This is a genomic window from Spiroplasma endosymbiont of Halictus nicosiae, assembly GCF_978018445.1.
This window is the reverse complement of record NZ_OZ389573.1, coordinates 1,183,975-1,202,299: the sequence shown is the minus strand read 5'-3', so window position 1 is coordinate 1,202,299 and position 18,325 is coordinate 1,183,975. Positions and strand designations below refer to the sequence as shown.

30 protein-coding genes and 4 pseudogenes are annotated in these 18,325 nt (G+C 24.2%); 18 read left to right on the top strand and 16 right to left on the bottom strand.

What is annotated here, in order from left to right; all coding sequences use genetic code 4:
* Positions 1-32: 32 nt before the first annotated feature.
* Positions 33-563: a hypothetical protein gene (locus ACZ91P_RS08295; protein ID WP_465158872.1), complete on the bottom strand. Its 531-nt coding sequence runs from the start codon at positions 561-563 to the stop codon at positions 33-35.
* On the opposite strand from ACZ91P_RS08295, the pseudogene ACZ91P_RS08290 reads away from it, so the two are divergent.
* A pseudogene (locus ACZ91P_RS08290) lies at positions 513-1,007 on the top strand (IS30 family transposase); the annotation flags it as partial. The gene ACZ91P_RS08295 and the pseudogene ACZ91P_RS08290 sit on opposite strands and share 51 nt — an antisense overlap.
* Positions 1,008-1,594: 587 nt before the next feature.
* On the opposite strand, the gene ACZ91P_RS08285 reads toward ACZ91P_RS08290, so the two are convergent.
* Genes ACZ91P_RS08285 through ACZ91P_RS08270 form a run of 4 tightly spaced genes read right to left on the bottom strand, consistent with a single transcriptional unit; the run spans position 1,595 to position 3,147 of the window.
* Entirely contained in the window at positions 1,595-1,855 is a 261-nt protein-coding gene (locus ACZ91P_RS08285; protein WP_465158871.1) for a hypothetical protein, read from the bottom strand.
* 8 nt (positions 1,856-1,863) lie between these two features.
* Positions 1,864-2,082: a hypothetical protein gene (locus ACZ91P_RS08280; protein ID WP_465158870.1), complete on the bottom strand. Its 219-nt coding sequence runs from the start codon at positions 2,080-2,082 to the stop codon at positions 1,864-1,866.
* Positions 2,075-2,626, bottom strand: coding sequence for a recombinase RecA family protein (locus ACZ91P_RS08275; RefSeq protein WP_465158869.1), 552 nt, complete (start codon positions 2,624-2,626; stop codon positions 2,075-2,077). The genes ACZ91P_RS08280 and ACZ91P_RS08275 overlap by 8 nt, the downstream gene beginning before the upstream one ends.
* Positions 2,627-2,652: 26 nt before the next feature.
* The gene (locus tag ACZ91P_RS08270) at positions 2,653-3,147 is read right to left on the bottom strand and encodes a CinA family protein (protein WP_465158868.1); all 495 of its coding nucleotides are present in this window, start codon (positions 3,145-3,147) and stop codon (positions 2,653-2,655) included.
* Between the two features lie 110 nt (positions 3,148-3,257).
* On the opposite strand from ACZ91P_RS08270, the gene pgsA reads away from it, so the two are divergent.
* Together pgsA and ACZ91P_RS08260 are read left to right on the top strand one after the other, a co-directional pair.
* Positions 3,258-3,968, top strand: coding sequence for a CDP-diacylglycerol--glycerol-3-phosphate 3-phosphatidyltransferase (pgsA, locus tag ACZ91P_RS08265; protein WP_465158867.1), 711 nt, complete (start codon positions 3,258-3,260; stop codon positions 3,966-3,968).
* Positions 3,952-4,755 carry an SDR family NAD(P)-dependent oxidoreductase gene (locus ACZ91P_RS08260; RefSeq protein ID WP_465158866.1) on the top strand — a complete coding sequence of 268 codons (804 nt, stop codon included), beginning with the start codon at positions 3,952-3,954 and terminating at the stop codon, positions 4,753-4,755. The genes pgsA and ACZ91P_RS08260 overlap by 17 nt, the downstream gene beginning before the upstream one ends.
* Before the next feature lie 177 nt (positions 4,756-4,932).
* Here the strand turns inward: ACZ91P_RS08260 and ACZ91P_RS08255 are convergent, their stop codons facing one another.
* The 4 genes from ACZ91P_RS08255 to ACZ91P_RS08240 form a co-directional block, all read right to left on the bottom strand.
* Positions 4,933-5,253: a hypothetical protein gene (locus ACZ91P_RS08255; protein ID WP_465158865.1), complete on the bottom strand. Its 321-nt coding sequence runs from the start codon at positions 5,251-5,253 to the stop codon at positions 4,933-4,935.
* Between the two features lie 218 nt (positions 5,254-5,471).
* A complete protein-coding gene (locus tag ACZ91P_RS08250; protein ID WP_465158864.1) occupies positions 5,472-5,639 on the bottom strand; it encodes a hypothetical protein in 168 nt (55 codons plus the stop codon).
* Between the two features lie 60 nt (positions 5,640-5,699).
* The gene (locus ACZ91P_RS08245) at positions 5,700-6,041 is read right to left on the bottom strand and encodes a hypothetical protein (protein WP_465158863.1); all 342 of its coding nucleotides are present in this window, start codon (positions 6,039-6,041) and stop codon (positions 5,700-5,702) included.
* Positions 6,042-6,217: 176 nt separating this feature from the next.
* The gene (locus tag ACZ91P_RS08240; RefSeq protein ID WP_465158862.1) at positions 6,218-6,661 is read right to left on the bottom strand and encodes a hypothetical protein; all 444 of its coding nucleotides are present in this window, start codon (positions 6,659-6,661) and stop codon (positions 6,218-6,220) included.
* Positions 6,662-7,096: 435 nt separating this feature from the next.
* On the opposite strand from ACZ91P_RS08240, the gene ACZ91P_RS08235 reads away from it, so the two are divergent.
* The 10 genes and pseudogenes from ACZ91P_RS08235 to ACZ91P_RS08190 form a co-directional block, all read left to right on the top strand.
* Positions 7,097-7,243 (top strand): hypothetical protein, encoded by a 147-nt coding sequence (locus tag ACZ91P_RS08235; protein WP_465158970.1) that lies wholly within the window; start codon positions 7,097-7,099, stop codon positions 7,241-7,243.
* The gene (locus tag ACZ91P_RS08230; protein WP_465158861.1) at positions 7,243-7,491 is read left to right on the top strand and encodes a hypothetical protein; all 249 of its coding nucleotides are present in this window, start codon (positions 7,243-7,245) and stop codon (positions 7,489-7,491) included. Before ACZ91P_RS08235 ends, ACZ91P_RS08230 begins: the two co-directional genes overlap by 1 nt.
* 264 nt (positions 7,492-7,755) lie before the next feature.
* On the top strand, positions 7,756-7,920 hold the full coding sequence (locus ACZ91P_RS08225) for a DNA adenine methylase (RefSeq protein ID WP_465158860.1): 165 nt from the start codon (positions 7,756-7,758) through the stop codon (positions 7,918-7,920).
* Positions 7,905-8,078, top strand: coding sequence for a hypothetical protein (locus tag ACZ91P_RS08220; protein WP_465158859.1), 174 nt, complete (start codon positions 7,905-7,907; stop codon positions 8,076-8,078). The genes ACZ91P_RS08225 and ACZ91P_RS08220 overlap by 16 nt, the downstream gene beginning before the upstream one ends.
* Before the next feature lie 96 nt (positions 8,079-8,174).
* Positions 8,175-8,516, top strand: a complete 342-nt coding sequence (locus ACZ91P_RS08215) for a DNA adenine methylase (RefSeq protein WP_465158858.1) — start codon at positions 8,175-8,177, stop codon at positions 8,514-8,516.
* Between the two features lie 184 nt (positions 8,517-8,700).
* Positions 8,701-9,135 (top strand): DUF3627 domain-containing protein, encoded by a 435-nt coding sequence (locus ACZ91P_RS08210; protein ID WP_465158857.1) that lies wholly within the window; start codon positions 8,701-8,703, stop codon positions 9,133-9,135.
* Between the two features lie 152 nt (positions 9,136-9,287).
* Positions 9,288-9,491 (top strand): DUF2649 family protein, encoded by a 204-nt coding sequence (locus tag ACZ91P_RS08205; RefSeq protein ID WP_465158856.1) that lies wholly within the window; start codon positions 9,288-9,290, stop codon positions 9,489-9,491.
* A 227-nt stretch (positions 9,492-9,718) separates the two neighbouring features.
* Positions 9,719-9,910, top strand: a complete 192-nt coding sequence (locus ACZ91P_RS08200; protein ID WP_465158855.1) for a hypothetical protein — start codon at positions 9,719-9,721, stop codon at positions 9,908-9,910.
* Positions 9,900-10,508, top strand: coding sequence for a hypothetical protein (locus ACZ91P_RS08195; RefSeq protein WP_465158854.1), 609 nt, complete (start codon positions 9,900-9,902; stop codon positions 10,506-10,508). The genes ACZ91P_RS08200 and ACZ91P_RS08195 overlap by 11 nt, the downstream gene beginning before the upstream one ends.
* Positions 10,501-10,774 (top strand): annotated as a pseudogene (locus ACZ91P_RS08190) (hypothetical protein); the annotation flags it as partial. The gene ACZ91P_RS08195 and the pseudogene ACZ91P_RS08190, both read left to right, overlap by 8 nt.
* 166 nt (positions 10,775-10,940) lie before the next feature.
* On the opposite strand, the pseudogene ACZ91P_RS08185 reads toward ACZ91P_RS08190, so the two are convergent.
* Positions 10,941-11,586: pseudogene (locus ACZ91P_RS08185) on the bottom strand (IS30 family transposase); the annotation flags it as partial.
* Between the two features lie 256 nt (positions 11,587-11,842).
* Between ACZ91P_RS08185 and ACZ91P_RS08180 the strand changes: the two are divergent.
* Together ACZ91P_RS08180 and ACZ91P_RS08175 are read left to right on the top strand one after the other, a co-directional pair.
* Positions 11,843-12,460 (top strand): hypothetical protein, encoded by a 618-nt coding sequence (locus ACZ91P_RS08180; protein ID WP_465158853.1) that lies wholly within the window; start codon positions 11,843-11,845, stop codon positions 12,458-12,460.
* Positions 12,405-12,875, top strand: a complete 471-nt coding sequence (locus ACZ91P_RS08175; RefSeq protein ID WP_465158852.1) for a hypothetical protein — start codon at positions 12,405-12,407, stop codon at positions 12,873-12,875. The genes ACZ91P_RS08180 and ACZ91P_RS08175 overlap by 56 nt, the downstream gene beginning before the upstream one ends.
* Before the next feature lie 83 nt (positions 12,876-12,958).
* On the opposite strand, the pseudogene ACZ91P_RS08170 reads toward ACZ91P_RS08175, so the two are convergent.
* Positions 12,959-13,666: pseudogene (locus tag ACZ91P_RS08170) on the bottom strand (IS30 family transposase); the annotation flags it as partial.
* Between ACZ91P_RS08170 and ACZ91P_RS08165 the strand changes: the two are divergent.
* The 3 genes from ACZ91P_RS08165 to ACZ91P_RS08155 are packed head-to-tail and all read left to right on the top strand — an operon-like array spanning position 13,650 to position 14,626.
* Complete coding sequence (locus ACZ91P_RS08165; RefSeq protein WP_465159039.1) at positions 13,650-14,105, top strand: hypothetical protein; 456 nt, start codon at positions 13,650-13,652, stop codon at positions 14,103-14,105. The pseudogene ACZ91P_RS08170 and the gene ACZ91P_RS08165 sit on opposite strands and share 17 nt — an antisense overlap.
* Positions 14,106-14,138: 33 nt before the next feature.
* Positions 14,139-14,255, top strand: a complete 117-nt coding sequence (locus ACZ91P_RS08160) for a lipoprotein (protein ID WP_465158851.1) — start codon at positions 14,139-14,141, stop codon at positions 14,253-14,255.
* A gap of 35 nt (positions 14,256-14,290) precedes the next feature.
* Entirely contained in the window at positions 14,291-14,626 is a 336-nt protein-coding gene (locus ACZ91P_RS08155; protein ID WP_465158850.1) for a hypothetical protein, read from the top strand.
* 14 nt (positions 14,627-14,640) lie between these two features.
* On the opposite strand, the gene ACZ91P_RS08150 is transcribed toward ACZ91P_RS08155, so the two are convergent.
* The 5 genes from ACZ91P_RS08150 to ACZ91P_RS08130 all read right to left on the bottom strand — a co-directional run bounded on the left by ACZ91P_RS08150 (position 14,641) and on the right by ACZ91P_RS08130 (position 18,323).
* Positions 14,641-15,093: a hypothetical protein gene (locus tag ACZ91P_RS08150; RefSeq protein ID WP_465158849.1), complete on the bottom strand. Its 453-nt coding sequence runs from the start codon at positions 15,091-15,093 to the stop codon at positions 14,641-14,643.
* Positions 15,094-15,182: 89 nt separating this feature from the next.
* Complete coding sequence (locus ACZ91P_RS08145) at positions 15,183-16,403, bottom strand: hypothetical protein (RefSeq protein WP_465158848.1); 1,221 nt, start codon at positions 16,401-16,403, stop codon at positions 15,183-15,185.
* Between the two features lie 452 nt (positions 16,404-16,855).
* Positions 16,856-17,068 (bottom strand): hypothetical protein, encoded by a 213-nt coding sequence (locus ACZ91P_RS08140; protein ID WP_465158847.1) that lies wholly within the window; start codon positions 17,066-17,068, stop codon positions 16,856-16,858.
* Positions 17,068-17,610, bottom strand: a complete 543-nt coding sequence (locus ACZ91P_RS08135; RefSeq protein WP_465158846.1) for a hypothetical protein — start codon at positions 17,608-17,610, stop codon at positions 17,068-17,070. The genes ACZ91P_RS08140 and ACZ91P_RS08135 overlap by 1 nt, the downstream gene beginning before the upstream one ends.
* A gap of 20 nt (positions 17,611-17,630) precedes the next feature.
* Complete coding sequence (locus ACZ91P_RS08130) at positions 17,631-18,323, bottom strand: hypothetical protein (protein WP_465158845.1); 693 nt, start codon at positions 18,321-18,323, stop codon at positions 17,631-17,633.
* Between the last annotated feature and the right edge of the window lie 2 nt (positions 18,324-18,325).

Below are 18,325 nucleotides of genomic sequence, written 5' to 3'. Positions count from 1 at the left end.
AAACGCTGGACAAATATTATCAATAACTTGTTCTAAATTATATGATTCATTTTTTGGTTATCATTTATTACAAGATCAGATATTACTATTAAATTATCTAAATTAATGTTAGAAATTGGTCTAGGACTAGAACTGTGATTTTCTTTTTTATTATAGTATAAATATAATCCTCTTTTTATTTGCTCTTTCATATTAATAATATCCTGTTCAATTAATTCTAAAATTTCATACTCATATACACTTTTATCAGAACCTCCTGATCCGAAGTAAAGTTTATTATTTAAGACTACACCAGAAGAAATAATTCTTCCTCCTGTAGTAAGAACAATTTTTTGACTTTCTGTTTCTGGATCATATTCATATACTTTACAATCATAAGATCCAAAATAAACTTTATTATTTAATGCCAAACCAGAAGAAGTAACACTACCGTGTGTAGTAATAACAACTTGTAAAAATGAATCAATTAAATTTGAATCTCTTTTATTTTTTAATAATTTTTCTGAATTATTAGAACTATTGAAGAAGCAAAAGATGATAAATATGAATTTGGTTGATTTCAAATGGACACTATGGTTGGTAAAAATAATAGTGTTTGTTTAGTTTTAATCGAAGAATTAACGCAATTTAAAATCATTGAACCATTAAAAGAAAAAACAACAAAAGAAGTTACAAAGGCATTAAAACGAATTTTTTCTAATAGATTTTTTAAAGATAGATGCAAAGGAATAATAACAGATCAAGGCAAAGAATTTGCTGATTGAGAAAAAAATGAAAAAATAACAAATGCTAAAGTATATTTTTGTGACGTTGGAACTCCAACACAAAAACCCAAAGTTGAAAGAGCAATTCGTGATTTTAGACATTGATTTTCCAAAGGAATTGATTTAAGTATTTATTCAAGAAATTATTATCAAGAAGTTGCTAATATAATAAACTCTAAACTTAAAAAATCTTTACATTGACTATCTTCAAAAGAAGTTTTTATACAAATGTTTAATTTTTAATATAATTACTTATAAAATTTTAATCATTTTATTTTTCGGTGTGTCAAAATTCAAAAATTTAAGACAAAACTACTAAATTTTTAAAAATAAATTATATTGAACATTTATTTTATTGATGTTATAATGAAATCAAATAAAGTACTATACTTCATAGTACAATTTATATCTTGCTAATTAATAGTTATGAATACAGCATTATCTGTTTATCTTAATCAAAGTCATTAATTTACAAAATCGCAAAAAAAAAAAAAAAAAAAAAAAAAAAAAAAAAAAAAAAAAAAAAAACAAGTTAACAGTTCTATTGGTTTCTTTACTGACAAAATGCCATGTTGGGGAACCTTCCACTAAAAAATATGTAATTATAAAATTAAATAATTGTAGAACCAACATATTTAATTTTTAAAGTTAATTTTCAAATAAAAAAATCAACCCAATAAGGGTCGAATTTTTTTGTCCTATTTCATCGTTTATTCTACAAAATTAAATAATACCCGTTTATATGCAACACTCCCAAAAGATTTAAAAAAATAATTTTTTCTTTTTTAAAGATGCCAATAAAATAAGAGTTTTTGAAAAAAAATTAGTTATTAATTTATCCATTCTAGAAAAAATAAATATGTTAAGATATTAGTAAAGGAGGAAAATATGAGAATTTTTAAATATTCTTTTACACATTCTCGGCCTTGACCAATTTTATTATTTTTATAAGCATATGATACCCCGGCTTTTGCTAAAATATCATATTTTACTGCTAAATCAATTAATTCATAATATTTATCAATTCCTTCATTATAATTAATATCAACAAGAGCTGTTTTAAAAGGCGGTGAGACCTTATTTTTAACCACTTTAATTTTTACTCTTTATTGGCGGTTGCTACTCCTGCTGTTGTTAGTGTTTCAGTACGACGAATATCTAATCGGACAAAAGCATAAAAACGAAGAGCACGCCCCCCTGCTGTTGTTTCAGGATTACCAAATAAAACACCAACTTTTTCGCGAATTTGATTAATGAAAATAACGATTGAATTTGTTTTATTAATTACTCCGTTTAATTTTCGTAAAGCTTTACTCATTAATTAAACGTGCTTGCACACCAATTGTTACATCACTCATTTCTCCCTCTAATTCTACTTTGGGCACTAATGCGGCAACAGAATCAATGACAACTAAATCAATTGCATTCGATTTAACAAGTGTTTCTAAAATATCTAATGCTTGTTCACCTGAATCAGGTTGGGCAATAATTAATTCAGCAATATTAACACCAAGTTTTTTAGCATAATTTGGATCTAAATCGTGTTCAGCATCAATAAAGGCTCCTCGCCCACCATTTTTTGTACTTCAGCAATAGCATGTAATGATAGAGTTGTTTTTCCTGATGAATTCTGGCCCAAAAATTTCAATAATTCGTCCTTTAGGATAACCACCAACTCCAATTGCTTCATCAAGTAATAAACTTCCAGTTGAAACAGCTTCAATTGTTAGGTTGCTTTTATCCCCTAATTTCATAATAGCGCCTTTACCATATGTTTTTTCGATTTCTTTCATTACTGTTTTTAAAATTTCATCTTGGTCAACGGTTTTTGTTTCAGGAGGAACTGGTTTATTATCTTCCATTATTTTATTCTCCTTTCTGTTTATTTTTATCTTTTTTTACTATTAATTCCTTGTTTTTTTTCTAAAATTTGTTCTAAATGTTTAATTATTGTTGTAACAGTTGCAATTTTTATTTTTTCTCGTGATCAAGTTGGATTAAATGTTAATGCGAATGTTGTTGCTTGGTTTTGAAAAAGAATAGTTGCAAACACAGTTCCAACTGGCAAGTTGTCTAATTGGCCTGGACCAGCATTACCGGTAAAACTTATGGCAAAATCACTATTAAATTGTTTTTGACAAGCAAAAGCCATTGCCTCAGCTGTTTCTTTTGAAACAACACCATATTTTGTAATTATTGATTGGGAAACATGACCAAGTTTAATTTTAATGTCATTAGTATAAGTAACAATACTGCCTAAAAAAACATGACTAGCATTTGGAACATTAGTTATATAATGACTAAAAAGACCTCCTGTTATTGATTCATATGCTGCAATTGTCATTTGTTTTTGTTGAAGTAATTGTACTAGTTCTTTAACCATTTTTCCCCTCACCTCATAAACTTTCTTTAATATTATACATTTATATAATATAATATGTAAGTAATATTAACATATCAAGGATAAGATATTTTTAGAAAAGAGGACTTAAAATGAATTGAGCTAATCGTATTACATTAATTCGGATTTTTTTAATCCCAGTTATTATTGCTTTAATGGTAATTGTTTCATTTGAAAATAGTTCCTTATATAATGGATGAGATCAATGATTAACAATTAAAGGAGATAATGTTGCTTATTCATTGCCAATTAGTTATTTAATTGCTGGGATTTTATTTATTATTGCTAGTTTAACTGATTTATTAGATGGTTTTATTGCTCGTCGCTACAATCAAGTCACAACATTCGGTAAATTTTTTGATTCAATCGCCGATAAATTACTGACAAATACTGTTTTAATTGTCTTTGCTTGTGCAAACATTATTCCAGTTTGAATGGTTGTATTGTTAATTGCTCGCGATTTTGTAATTGATGTTGTTCGCCAAATTTTAGCAACACAAAAAGTGGTGATGGCTGCTAATCAACTGGGACGTGTGCGAGCAGCAATGGAGATGTTTGGAATGACAATTTTATTTTTTATTGGTTTTCGTATGTTTAATGGTCATTCTTTAAAAACAGGCCAATGAGATGAATTTGGTTGAGTAAACCAAATTATTATGATTCCAATGTATTTAGCAACGGTATTATCATTAGCGGCAGCAGGAAATTATATTTTCTTAAATCGTAAAACATTATTTGATATGACAGTTATTAAAAAACCAAAATTAGAAAATGGACAAGAAAATAATGAAAAAAACAAATAGTAATAGTTTAGAATGAGCTGTTGTTACTGGTGCTAGTAAAGGATTAGGATATTGTTATTGCAAAGAATTATTAAAACTTGGTTATAATGTTGTTGCTGTTGCGCGTGATACAACCCCTGTTACTGCTTTACAACAAAAATATCCAACACAAACAATTAAAATGATTAATTATGATTTAAGTAATTTAGAAAATTGTGAAAAATTATTTAATGATGTTGCAAAAGATAATGTAACAATTTTAATTAATAATGCTGGGTATGGTGTATGAGGTTATTTTAATGAATCTAGTTTAGAGCAAGAAATGAATATGATTGATTTAAATATTAAAGCGCTCCATATTTTAACAAAATTATTTGTACAACGTTTTATAGCGCAACAACAAGGACGTGTTTTAAACATTGGTAGTTTAGCGGCATTTACGCCAGCCCCAGTTTTTTCTAGTTATTATGCATCAAAAGCTTATGTCTGAAGTTTCGGAGTGGCGATTAATACGGAATTGAAAAAAACAAAATCACCAGTTCGAGTTATTACCTTATGTCCAGGACCGTTAAAAACTAATTTCTGAAATCGAAGTAGTAACCAGAAAGATGCAAAATATCATTCAACAGTGAAAGTTATGAAGACATCTACTTATGCTCGAAAAAGTTTACTAAAAGGATTAAAAGTAAAAAGAAAAAATTATATTGTAACAGGTAGTGTTAATAAAATTGTAAAAAAATTAACAAAATGAAGTCCCCAAAATTGAGTATTAACATCGGTTTACAATTATCAAAGAAAACGAAAATAAAAACAACAACAATGTTGTTGTTTTTATTTTTTATATTTCATGTTCTTTATCTGATACATATCCTTCATCAATATTATCAATTTCGTTAAGAATTTTTTGATATTGTTGACCTTGTTTCGGAATATTAGATGTTATCTTTTTTTCTCGCACTGGTTTAATTATTGTTGGATTGCTTTTTTAAAATTGTTTTGGTTTTGACTCTAATGCAATATTTTTAGTATTGTTTTCTAAAACAAAATCTTCCTCATTTTCTTTTGCTATTTTAGCAAGGGCTTCATAATATTGTTTTTCTAATTCAACATTAGTCGTTTTTAACTTATTGACTAATTCTTTATAACCTTCAATATGTTCTTTATATTCTGCTATTTCTTCTTTTAAGAGATGAATAAAATTTTCTGATCTCTTAATAGTTTCAGCTTTGTCAAAACCCATTTTAATTAAAACATGATTAATTGCACCACGTGCTATTTTAAAAGTTTGTGATAGATCACCAATCACTTTCCAACTTACTCTTTTTAGTTTGTTTTTTACTTTCATATTAAATTTTTCTTTTAATAAAAAGTCATTTATTTTAAAATATTAAATAATATTTTAAAATCATATACAATAAATTTTTTCTACCATATTTTTTGTAAAGTTTATATTTAATGATAAACAAACTAGTTTTTTGCGGCAGCAATTTATTAATTATATATAAAAAATACCTAATTTTTATTTTATCTTGTATTCTCATCAATATTTTTATTATTTTCATTTTCGTGTTCTATTGAATTTAATTGTTCATTAACTGATTTAATTTGTTCTTTTTGTCAATTTGATAAGTTTGGTTTAATGGTAGGATTGGGAATTATTCTGTTTGTAAAACTTCTTGGTTTTGGTTCCACTTTTCTTAAATTATTTTTTACTTTGACAATTTCTCCTAATAAATCATTAGTTTTTGATTGTTATAAAATTTGATTTGTTCCAACTCTTGTTTGTATATTTTGATTTTTAACGTCTGGTACATCTTTACTTTGCTTTGAAAATAAAGTATCAAATTCAGCAAGAATATTTTTATAAAATTCTACAAGTTTTTGATTATTAATTTCATCTTTACTATCATCATTTTCAAGATTGTTATTTTTTAAAAGTGCTAACTTTTCTAACAATTGCTCTTCATTTTGTTTATTTTTAAGTTTTTTATTTTTTTGAAATTTTAAAATTAATCATGAAATTAAAGCACCTAACGGACCAAATATAAATGAAGAACAAATAAAAAAAAGAAGTTTTGTAAAATTTTTTCTCATCTTTATTTGCCATATTTCTTGCATTACTTTCTATAATTTTTTAAGTTATTTACTTATAATAAAAGTCATATACTAAACAAATAATACAATATTTAATCATTTATCGCAATACTATTCTAAAAGAAAAAATCAATTAAAAAATTGATTTTTAATAAAAAAGAAATCTTGTTTTTTTACTATCGACCATATGATTCATCTTCTTCAGTTTCTGTTGTTAAATTTTGATTAAATTTTGTTCGTGGTAATGGTACTGGTGCTTTTGCTTCTGTTTTTAATGATGATTGTTTTTCTTCTGCTAAAAAACTATTTAATTCGGTTAGCATAGCTTTATATTTATTAGCTTCTGTTTGATCATTACCATATGTTTTCTTTACTTGTGGTTTTAATGGTTCTACTAAACCTTTAATTTCTGGATTTGGTGTAGATAACAAATCAACTTTTTGCATTTCTTCATTTAAAAATTTACTTATTTCAACTTCTACTGCATTCAAAGTTCGTGTTGTTGCTTCTTGAACCTGACTTTTATTAAGACCAAGTTTTGTTAACATTGTCTTAATTGATTTTCTAATTGATCGATAAGATTCTTTTAAAGCTCCTTTAATTTTTGATGTAATTTTCATCTTAAATTATTCTTTTTCTATATTTAATTAATCTAATAAAATAATTAATTAAAGTCATTAGAATAATTGGGAGTCTTGCATATAAACGGGTATTACTTAATTTATTTAAAAACAAGAAACTTTTTTCTTTTATAAAAACATAATAACACAAAAAAAAAAAAAAAAAAATACAAAAAATAATTTCATATTTTAACATACTAAAAAATAGTTTAAAAACTAAAATTAAATTATTTTAAATTGTAAACTGTAATATTTAGTAACTAAGTATGGAAAAGATAATGTCATTAATACTGTTAATAAGATAGTAACTAATAATGTAAAAGAAAATGAATAAATTATCCGCGTAATTTATTAGCGGTAATTTATTCAATATTGTGAGCGTAGCGAACACGCGAAGTGTGCCGCGCAAGCTAAATTTCTAGGAGGAATTAAGTTATACCAGTATGGTTAACATGAATATTTAGTATTGTTATTATTTTAGGAATTCTTGCTTGAATTGGTTTATCGATTTATCAAAAAATTCGTCAAATTCAAGGAAAAAAAGATAAAAAAGAAATTAAAAATAAGGAGGATAAAGAATAATGTTAGGTATGTATTTAACAACAGATGTTAATTTTCTAGCTGCAGATACTCCTACTATTTCAGGTGGAATGGATTCTATTTGAAGTGGTTTAGAACAAGCTATGATGAAAGTTAAAGATGCTGTTTATGCTGTGTTACCACAATTAATGACATTTCTTGGTGATACATGAATTATTTTAATTCCATTTGGAATTTGAGTAATTATTAAAATATTAAACTTTTTCCGTGTCATGTTAAAAGGATTTTAATATTTATTATAACTGATCCATTCATATATTTTAGCTATGGCACACTAGTTTTTATGTGAGTTGATTAATTATAAACGTATAATTTTATATTTTAATAGCTATTAGTTAAAACTAAGTAGTTATTTTCAGTGTGCCTTAATTTTTAATTTTATATATTTAACAATGTTTATTACAATACATATACATTATTTAAACATTAGTATAACAATGTTTATTACAATACATATACATTATTTAAACATTTTATAGTAAAGGAGGATTAGAATGAAATTTATTAGTCCGTTGTCTTGGCCAGGCGGAAAAGCTAAACACTTTAATAAAATTAAAGCATTATTACCGGCTAAATTTGATAAATTTATAGATTTATTTTGTGGCGGTGCTTCAGTTGGCTTAAATGTGTTAGACCAGCAGTTATGTGTAACAAAGTAGTTTTTAATGATTTACATAGTGACTTGATTAACTTTTGACGGGAAGGGATTCACTTAATCGAATTAGATTATTTACAAAAATTGGCATATCCTAATTCAAAAACTATTGATGAAATGAAAGAAAAGATAGAAAATGATTATTGTTTGAATACAGGCTAAAAATTATTAATTAAAAATGCTTTAACTTTTAACGGAAAAGAATGAGGAACTTGAACAGATAAAAGATTACAACAAAATTTTAATTTTAATAAATTATTGAGAATTCAAAATATTAGAAGACTATTAGTTGATCCTAAAAATAATATTGAGTTCTATAATTTGGACTATAAAAATATTATTAATAAATATTATATGGATAAAAATATTGTTTGATATTTAGATCCACCATATTATTATAATAAAGGAAGAGTTTATAAACATTCAAAAATGAACTTTTATGAACTAAAAGATAATATTTTAAAAATTAAAGGTAAATGAATTTTAAGTATTGATAATTCTGAATTTATTAAAGACTTGTTTAAAGAATTTAATATTAATGAATTTGAATGAGTGTATAGTTCTACTAATTGTCATAATAAAAAGTCAAAACTTGGCTAAGAATTAATTATTACAAATTTTAGGTAGTTTGATTAATTATTAAACTTAAATGTCAAATTTGTCATTCTATTTTGAATAAAAAATTTGTTGGTAGTTTGTTTTGAGTAATGTATCATAAACCAAGTTATAAAAGTGGTTTTAATACGGCATTGTGTAAATATAATATGGAAAGTAAGGTGTTTTTATGAGTTTTTATAAGAAGAATATTAACGTACAAAATTATTTTATTCGAACAGAATTTATAGTTTTTCAAACTGACAAAGCTTCGTTTATAAATTTATTTAACCACAATAAACATATTGGTTTTTGATTAAATAATAAGTTTATTTATTTTAGTAAAAAACATTCTGATCAATTAGCTATTGGTTTGATTTATGATAATTCTTATTCTATTGTGAAATATGATGAAAATTTAAAACGACATTTTTGGAAATATTTAACTGGAACACAAATAATTAATTTGTATAATCAATATAAACAAAATTATTTTATACAAATGAAAAAAGCATTATTCCCTGCTGAACCTCAAAAAGTAAAAACAAATAACAATAATAATTTAACAAATTGAACTGTTGAAAAAGAACAAGAATTGATTAATGATTTGAAAGATTTAAATTAAATGAGTTTATATAATTATTGAGTTCAATTTGTAAATTATATTATTGGTTCAAATGCTCCCGATTTTATATATGTTATATCGTTTGTATTATTTATCGTTTTATTTTTTGGAATGTTTTTTAAACTTATTCAAAAAATGTGGAGTTTTTAAAAATGCAAAATGATTGAGAAAAATTAAAAGAGTTTTTTATTCATGTCTTTTTGTTTATAAATAAAACAAATGTTGAAAATATTACAACTTTAAATTTAACACAAAATGAATATTTAACTTTGATGGTTGGTGTTTGAATTGTAATTTTGTTTTTAACTTGGTTTTTATTGTGAATGATTTTTAAAATAGTTGGGTATTTTAAATAATGAAAAAGTTTGTATTTTTTTTTAAAAAATTATTCTTATATTAGCGGTTCAATGGTTTTGTTTAGTTGAATTGATTTGTTACTTTGAATAATTTCATTAAATTATAATGGTTTAGTATTTTGACTATTATTTGTTTTACAATGTGTATATTTTTTTGGTGATTATGAAAAAATATTTTTTATCAGTTAAATGCATTTAGGTTAGTTGATTTTGTTTGAGATAATCCTTTGTCAGTTATCATTGGTAAGTTAGGAACAGGTAAAACATTATTTTTAACTTATTTGTCTCAGTCTATGAAATTATTAACAGATGAAATTTATAGTAATTATCCATTAGAAAATGACAAGGTTAAAGTTTTAATATTTAAAAATTTGGATTTTACTGATCGAACAAAACCAGTTCCTCCAGATGATAGATAGTGTTATTTTATTTGATGAAAGTTATTTATATATTTATGGAACTAGTCCGCACGATGAGAAAAAAGTTCATAGTGGTAAGATACCGTGAATTGTTTTAGCAAGACATTTTGGACATCGTGCTTTGTTTGCTGCTCAGCGTGAGGGTATGATTTGAAACAATATTAGGCAATTAGCAAGTGGTATTATTATTCCAATTTCACTTAAAAAACCAATTGTTAAAAAAGGATTTAATATTTTTAATCGTTTTTTTATTATGCGAATTGGTATTTTTCAAGATATTACTGATTATGAAATTTGAAAAACAAAATCAGTTGAACGATTGTCAGAAGGTAAACTAGCAAAATATAAGTCGGATGTTGAATTAGGAATTCGGTTTTTTAAGATAATTATTCCGCTTGAATTTGCTAATAAATACGATAGTTATTGATTAAGTTTTGTTCATGATTTGAAAAACGATGAGGTTGTTAATAAAAAAGAATACTTTTGAAAAGATATATCAAAATTAAATAATAAACAACGCTTAGAATTGTTTGATATTGATATTTTGAAAAAGAATTTAAAACCTAAAAAAGAAAAAGGAAGTGGTAAAGATGATTAATTTATTATCAGAAAGTAAGTAATTGAGACAAAATTTTTAGTTTTATTTTTGATGTATTTTTGTTTATTTTTGATGTGATTTGAAATACTAAATTGCCAATGACAAAAACAACGATTGCTTATTTTGTGATCTTTTTTATGGTTATTAAATTATCAATTTATGCTATTCATGGTACATCAACACAATATAATGAATTAGGTTTAACTGTTCAAAATAGTACATCAAAATTATATTCTTCAACAGCTCGTGGAGTTTTAGATAGGCGCTGTGTATATATAAACGGCAAATTTATATCTTGTTAAGTTAATAATAAAATATTTTTAATAAATTGCAACAACTTTTTCAGAAAAAATTAAATTTTTGTAATTTTATCTTATTTTATTCATATTTAAGAACACTAAAAAATAATTTATTAAATTTTAACTAATAAATTTATTTAAAATTTTGTAAAAACATTGTCTTTGCACTTAGTCAATTTAAACATGGTCGGAGTTTATCATTTATAACATTAATTACTCAATCTATTATTTTTTGACTAATATTATTAAAATCAATTCCCTTAGAAAGTCAATATCTAAATTCACCGTTCATATGCTCAATTAATGGTTTTTGTTGTGGTTTACCGGGGTCACAAAAATAAACTTGTGTTTCAGCAAATATTTCCATTTCTTTTCATTTACTAAATTCTTTTTCACGATCTGTTATTATTCCTTTAATTTTTCCAATTAAATTATTATTTTTAGCAATATCTTTAAATTTTTCTAAAACTTCATTAGCAGTATTATTTTTGTAATTTCATTACAAAATAATTTTTACTTGATTGTTCTACTAAAACTAAATTACTAGATTGATGGTCTTTTTCTATAACAGTATCCATTTCAAATCATCCAACATTAGAAACTTTATTTTCAATATCTCAAATTGATTTAAAGTTAGTTAATTTACCACGATTATCAGTTTTTCCTTTTGTTTTATATTTTTTACCACGATGGGGTAAATTTTCTTTTTTTAATCCAAATTCACCTAAGCGAATTCATTTATACAATGTTTTAACACAAGCAGGAAATTTAACACCAAAAAAATATTATTAGAAATTATTATTGATTATCCGACTCTGATCACCTCAATTTAGAATTAAGACATATAGATAATACTATTGCAGCTGATTTTCCTCTCCAATTTGATGGACATTATAATATTCTTTTAGGAGGTGCCGATAGTAGTCATTCAATTAATTGATTTTCTATTCAAAATGCATTTACTACTCTACATAATTGAAGAAATAATAATAGTAATAATGATTTAATAAAAAAGCTTTGGGATATATAATTTTAGTGATTTCAGAAGCTTTAAGATTTAGAAGTGTTTTTAATTTAATTTTAAATAATATAATCGAAGGTTATAGCAATATATATTGAAATCCTACAGAAAATAGTGGTCATACCAATGTTCGTTCTATTGTAACAAATTGACAATCTATAAGCAATAATATTATTGACGCAATTAATAATATTCAAGCAAGATTTGGTAATATCAATGAAGTTATTAATGAATCATTTTATAATTTATTATCACAATTACCATTAAATACAATTGCTCAGGCTCTTGCAAATACAGATGTTAGAATTATTCTTGGGTTACTTATGCAACCAACTTTAAATTGTGATAGAAGAACAAGAAGTATAAATAACAATATAAAAAATGAATATTGTGATGCGATTAAAGGGACAGAACAAAATTACCCTTTAAAAAATAAAAAAATAACTTCTGTTAAAATTTTAGATGAAAATAATAAAGGTGACAATTTAAAAAGTGGAGATATTTTTGTTGGAATAACTGAAGGACTTTATTTTATTCGCAAAAATGGAGTAGTTTTAAAAGTAGATAATATTGATAATGATAAAAATTGACCATACCGAAATAATAAGTATAAAAGAATTTGGCAACGGTAATTTTTATGTTTCTGCAAATGACGAAAAAGTTTATTTTTTAAATACAAAACTTATAAATGATGGACATATTATAGGAGAAATATTATGAAATGCTGAAAGTTCTAGCTTAGAAAAAGAATTAAAATTATATTATGATAAAAATAAAGAAAATAAAAAGTTAGATTTTGAATCAACATTACATAATTATTGAAATACAAAATCATTTTTACTAAATTTAGATAAAATTAACCCTGTTGAAAATTTTAATAAAATAGAATTTTTAGGAGATACCGATAATAATTGTTGAGGAACTATGGTAACTTGAGGAAGTTGAGTTTATACAAACAATTGTAAAGCAAGTTGAGGAAAAGTTAAAAAATTAAAAGGTCAAGATATTAATAGCTTTAAAATAAATGTTCAATATAATTTATTTTAAAAAAATTTAGTAGTTTTGTTTTAAATTTATGAATTTTGGCACACTGAAAAATAAAATGATTAAAATTTTTATAGGTAATTATATTAAAAATTAAACATTTGTATAAAAACTTCTTTTGAAGATAGTCAATGTAAAGATTTTTTAAGTTTAGAGTTTATTATATTAGCAACTTCTTGATAATAATTTCTTGAATAAATACTTAAATCAATTCCTTTGGAAAATCAATGTCTAAAATCACGAATTGCTCTTTCAACTTTGGGTTTTTGAGTTGGAGTTCCAGCATCACAAAAATATACTTTAGCATTTGTTATTTTTTCAATTTTTTCTCAATCAGCAAATTCTTTGCCTTGATCTGTTATTGTTCCTTTGCATCTATCTTTAAAAAATCTGTTAGAAAAAATTCGTTTTAATGCGTTTGTAACTTCTTTTGTTGTTTTTTCTTTTAATGGTTCAATAATTTTAAATTGGGTTAATTCTTCGATTAAAACTAAACAAACACTATTATTTTTACCAACCATAGTATCCATTTGAAATCAACCAAATTCATTTTTATCATGTTTTGCTTCTTCAATAGTTCTAAAATTTCTTATTTTTCCACGGTTATCAATTCTTTTTTTTGTTTTATATTTTCTACCATGAAAATACAAATTATCTTTCTTGAAATTTAAAAATCCCAAATGAATATATTTATATAAAGTTTTAAAACATACCGGAAATTTAATACCAAACTCTTTTTCATATTTTTTACATATTTGTTCTGGTGAATCATGAAATTTGTTATATTTTTCATCTTTAAAGAAAATTGATTTAACTCGATTATTTTGAAATAGATTAAATGATATAGAAAAAAGAATGTGGATAAGACATTTAATATGGGAATCTCTTTCTAGACAATCTCCTATTATGTTTGGTTGTTTATTTGATGACAACGAATATGATGATGAAGGATGTGATAGATCTTATCATGCTGCATTAATTGTTGGAATCAAACCAAATAAAGAAAATATACTTGAAGATACTTATTATGTTAGAGATCCATGAAGAGACAGTGAAGCTGAATTTATTCCAGATCAAACTACAGAAATTTCAATGACGGGGGAACAAATTTTTAATATTTTATTTAATCAAATAGAAAATGGTATCGTATTAATTCATGAAGATGTTTTTCAATTATTTTGTGAAAAAGCTATTAGTATTTTTTCATCAATTTGAGAAATGGTAAAATCATAATTAATAGCAGCTATAGTATAGTAGAATTAAAATATGAAAAAAATATTAAGTCTTTTGGGAACAAACACTTTAATTGGAACAAGTACAACAAATTTAGTTGCTTTTAATAAACCACAATATAGCGAAAAAGAATTAGCAGATTTAAAATAAAAAAATAATATAAAAACAAAAAATGGTATTTTAGAATGAATAGCAATCAAGAAAAACCATTTAATCAAATTGATAATAAATGATATTTTGTTGTGTGGCGTGTTGATGAAAGTGCTGATTGGCGTATTATTAAGTTTAAAAATAATGAAATGACTATTAAAATTGATAATTCTAATAATCGGCAATTGCAGAAAACTGATTTAGGTATGGGAAGAGATTTATATATTACAAATGATTCAGGGTTTGTTAAATATGTGACACATTGAACAGATGATAATGGTTCTTACTTTAAATCAGTTTATCGTTGAAATAATGATAGCGAACCAAAAATATATGTTGAAAATAAATTAAAAAGTTATTTAGATTTATAAATCTAAATAACTTTTTATATTTCTAATGTAATTAATGATAATTTTTCATTATTTTTATTAAATAATTGTAAATTATTAATATTAATTTGTTCTTTTGTGGGTGGATAGGAAAATATTAAACTATTTGATTGTTTTAAAAAAATAAGAACTGTGATATTTGAATATGAGTTTTCATCTTCAATGCCATTTTTATACAAATATCATTCATTATCTTCGATTAATTGTAAATATGTATTTCTGTCTTTTCTACTGACTTTAGTTCCGATAGGACAATTTTTGATTAATTCTAAGTTAATATCTTTTCCTTCAGTAATTTTTTCATTTATTTTTTCAATAAAAATATTTATATCATAATTCCCATAACATCATATGCCAGATATTTCGATTTGATTTAAATTAAATAGTTTTTCGTGTTTTAAAAAAGTTATTTTAATACTGTCCTCAACTAAATTTTTAGTTATACTCACTCAATTTGATTTAGAATAAAGTAATTTATTTCATTGAGAAAAATAGTTTAAATAATCTTTTATTTTGTCATTAGAAACAATTAAATTAGTTAAATATTTGCCATATCACCATCAGATAGTTTAATTTCAGCAGGAATAAGAGAAGGTATATTATTTGTTTCTAATTCACTTGTTATGGATAATCAATTAAAGTAATTTGCTTCTAATTGATAAATATAGTTTTCTGAAATATCTTTGTTTTTAACAGTTACTTTAATTTCATCATTTTTATTAATATTATTTTGATTTTTTAAATTTCAATCTGTAATTTGTCCTGTTTTAGGTAAAATAAACGGTGTATTTGGTTCGCTATCATTATTTCAACGATAAACTGATTTAAAGTAAGAACCATTATCATCTGTTCAATGTGTCACATATTTAACAACCCCTGAATCATTTGTAATATATAAATCTCTTCCCATACCTAAATCAGTTTTCTGCAATTGCCGATTATTAGAATTATCAATTTTAATAGTCATTTCATTATTTTTAAACTTAATAATACGCCAATCAGCATTTTTATCACCACGCCATACAGCAAAATATCATTTATCATCTTTCTCATTAAATGGTTTGTCATTTGAATAAACCTCTTCTCAATAATTTATTGGTGTTGTTGGAATAGAACCACCAGTAAAATTAAAATATGATGAATTTAATTTAACTTTGCAATGTTCAAACTCTCAATATCCAGTTTCTACCTCTCTTGGATTAGATATTAATTCAAAATAATAAGGGGCAAATAATTTAACATCATCATTATAGCCTTTATTAATTGCATATTTACTATATGTATAATTTGATAACATGTATATCACTTGTTTAATTCTTTTTACATATCTTTTATGTAATTCACTTGGATTGTCTAATTTTCAATTTTCAAATAAACCATCAATAACATTTTCGGGTTTTTGACCTTCAAATTTTTGGCGTAGTTCAGCCGCTTTATTAGTGGGATTTCCTTTTTCATCATATTTTGCACCTTGAAATTTTCGATCATAATTATAACGATAAGTTAAATAATTTAATAAAACTTTTTCTAAACCATTATTTTTTATTAAACTTAAAATATCATCTGGTTGAATATATATTTTTGCAATAAACCACGGTAAAAAACTTTCGGTAAATCAATATTGAAATACTCTTAAATTAGGTTTTGTTTCAATAGACATAGATAGCAACGGTACTAAATTAGCATTTTCAACTATTGATGAAGGATAAGAATAAACACCATTAATATTACCTCAACATTTAATATTTCCAAATAACATTGATTTAGGATATTTAATCTCAATCCCAGTAAATACTGTATCTTCGGGTAATGATTTTTGTAAAACTAAATGAATACTATATTTGGTTTTTTAATTTAAAATCAGTCACCTTAACTAAATGAGTAGATTTAATAATATCAACACCATCAGGTGAATAAGGTCTTTTATATTCTTCGATAATATAACATTCATTTTTATTGTCTTCGGTAATTTGTTCATTAATAGATACTATTTTTAAGTCATAGGATTCTAAAAATTCTTTGTCTTTTTTGAAATATCATTAATTAAAATATCTTTTTCTTCAATTATTACATAACTTGTGCTATTATCTTGGACTGTGGTGTTTTGTTGAATTTGTAATTTAAAATTAAAATCACTAATTTCATAACCAGTTATTTTAATATATTCATCTTTGTCAATAAAACCTATTTTAACGCTATTTTGAGAGTAGTTTAAGATTGGTTTTTGCTTTGTCTTAACAAGAGATTATTAATTTTATAAATATATAAGGTTCTTGCACGGGCTTCTGTAAATAATTGTTCTAAATCAGGGTCGCTGTACTGCGATTGACTAGCAAAATCTAATGGAATACTATCAATTGAATAGTCAATTGGTTCATCATTTTCTGCTAATTGTGCTAACATTTTTTCAGATGGTTTTAACATTATTCTTGTTTTCCTTCTTCATTAGGCATATTTATAATAGTTTCATTGTTATTTAATTGTCTGTTTAAAGTAGCATTTACTGGTAAGCGAACATCAATAATTAAATCATCAATATTTTTAATATTAAATGTTCTACTGTTTAAAATAGCATTATCATATTTAATTAACTTAATAATGAATTCAGTTAATTTAATTTCTCTAATATATATCATTTGTTCGTATGATGCGTTTGTTTGAATATTTACTCCCGCAACTTCTGCTTGTGTTTGTTGGACTCCCTTGGCGATTGCGGGAACATGATGGCGATTTATTTTATAGTAATTAGTTAATAATCAATCATATATTTTGGTTAATTGTTCACCTTTAAAATTACCAGCAATATAGTTTACTGGTTGAAAATTACTATCAGAGTCTCCTTCAACTAATAACAAGTCATTTTCAACAAATAAAGCCAACATTTTACTAATTTCTTGGTCAACCACACCAGTAACTCCATTAGTATTAATGGAAAATTTACCACTATTTAATAATGGATCTAACATTATCTTTTCAGCAATAATATCTAAAAAATACTAGCAAATTGTTTACCATAACGAGCAGAAGGCTCAAAATTAGGGTTATTAGGAATAATTTCAATTGGTATAAAATTAAGTGGCAATATTTCTTCTCTTTGTAAAGTTGTATAGTTATTTCATTTAGCATCATCAATATATAAGTCGGTAATAGTGCTGTATAATTGTGTTTTTAACTTTCTAATAACTTTTACTTGTTTAGTTACATAATCAATTTCTAATTTTTCAGTAATAAAAACACTCTGGTCATTTTTAATATAAGGGTAGTAATCAAAAGTACAAGATACTAAATTACCTAATTCGTCATATTGCTTATTATAAAAATAAATAGTAATAAAATTAAGTTTTAAATTATTAGCAAAAATAAAATATGCACCTTTACCATTCTTATTAATTTTATATTCGTTATATCAATTCTTATTAGTAAAGTCTTGCATTTTTAAAAAGTTATTAATTAATTTAGTATCTATCTGTTTATTATTAATTGGATTATAAATGCTAATTTCTAAATCTCGTGGATTTAAAAAATTAGCATTATCTTCACAAATTCTTTTTTCTAAAATCTCCTTATGTTTTTGAACAGTAACATTTTTACGATTAGTAATCGTTGATGCTAAATTAAGATAATAACTATCAATATCATATTCTTTTTTTAATTTCTTTTTTGCTAATAATAATCCCATTT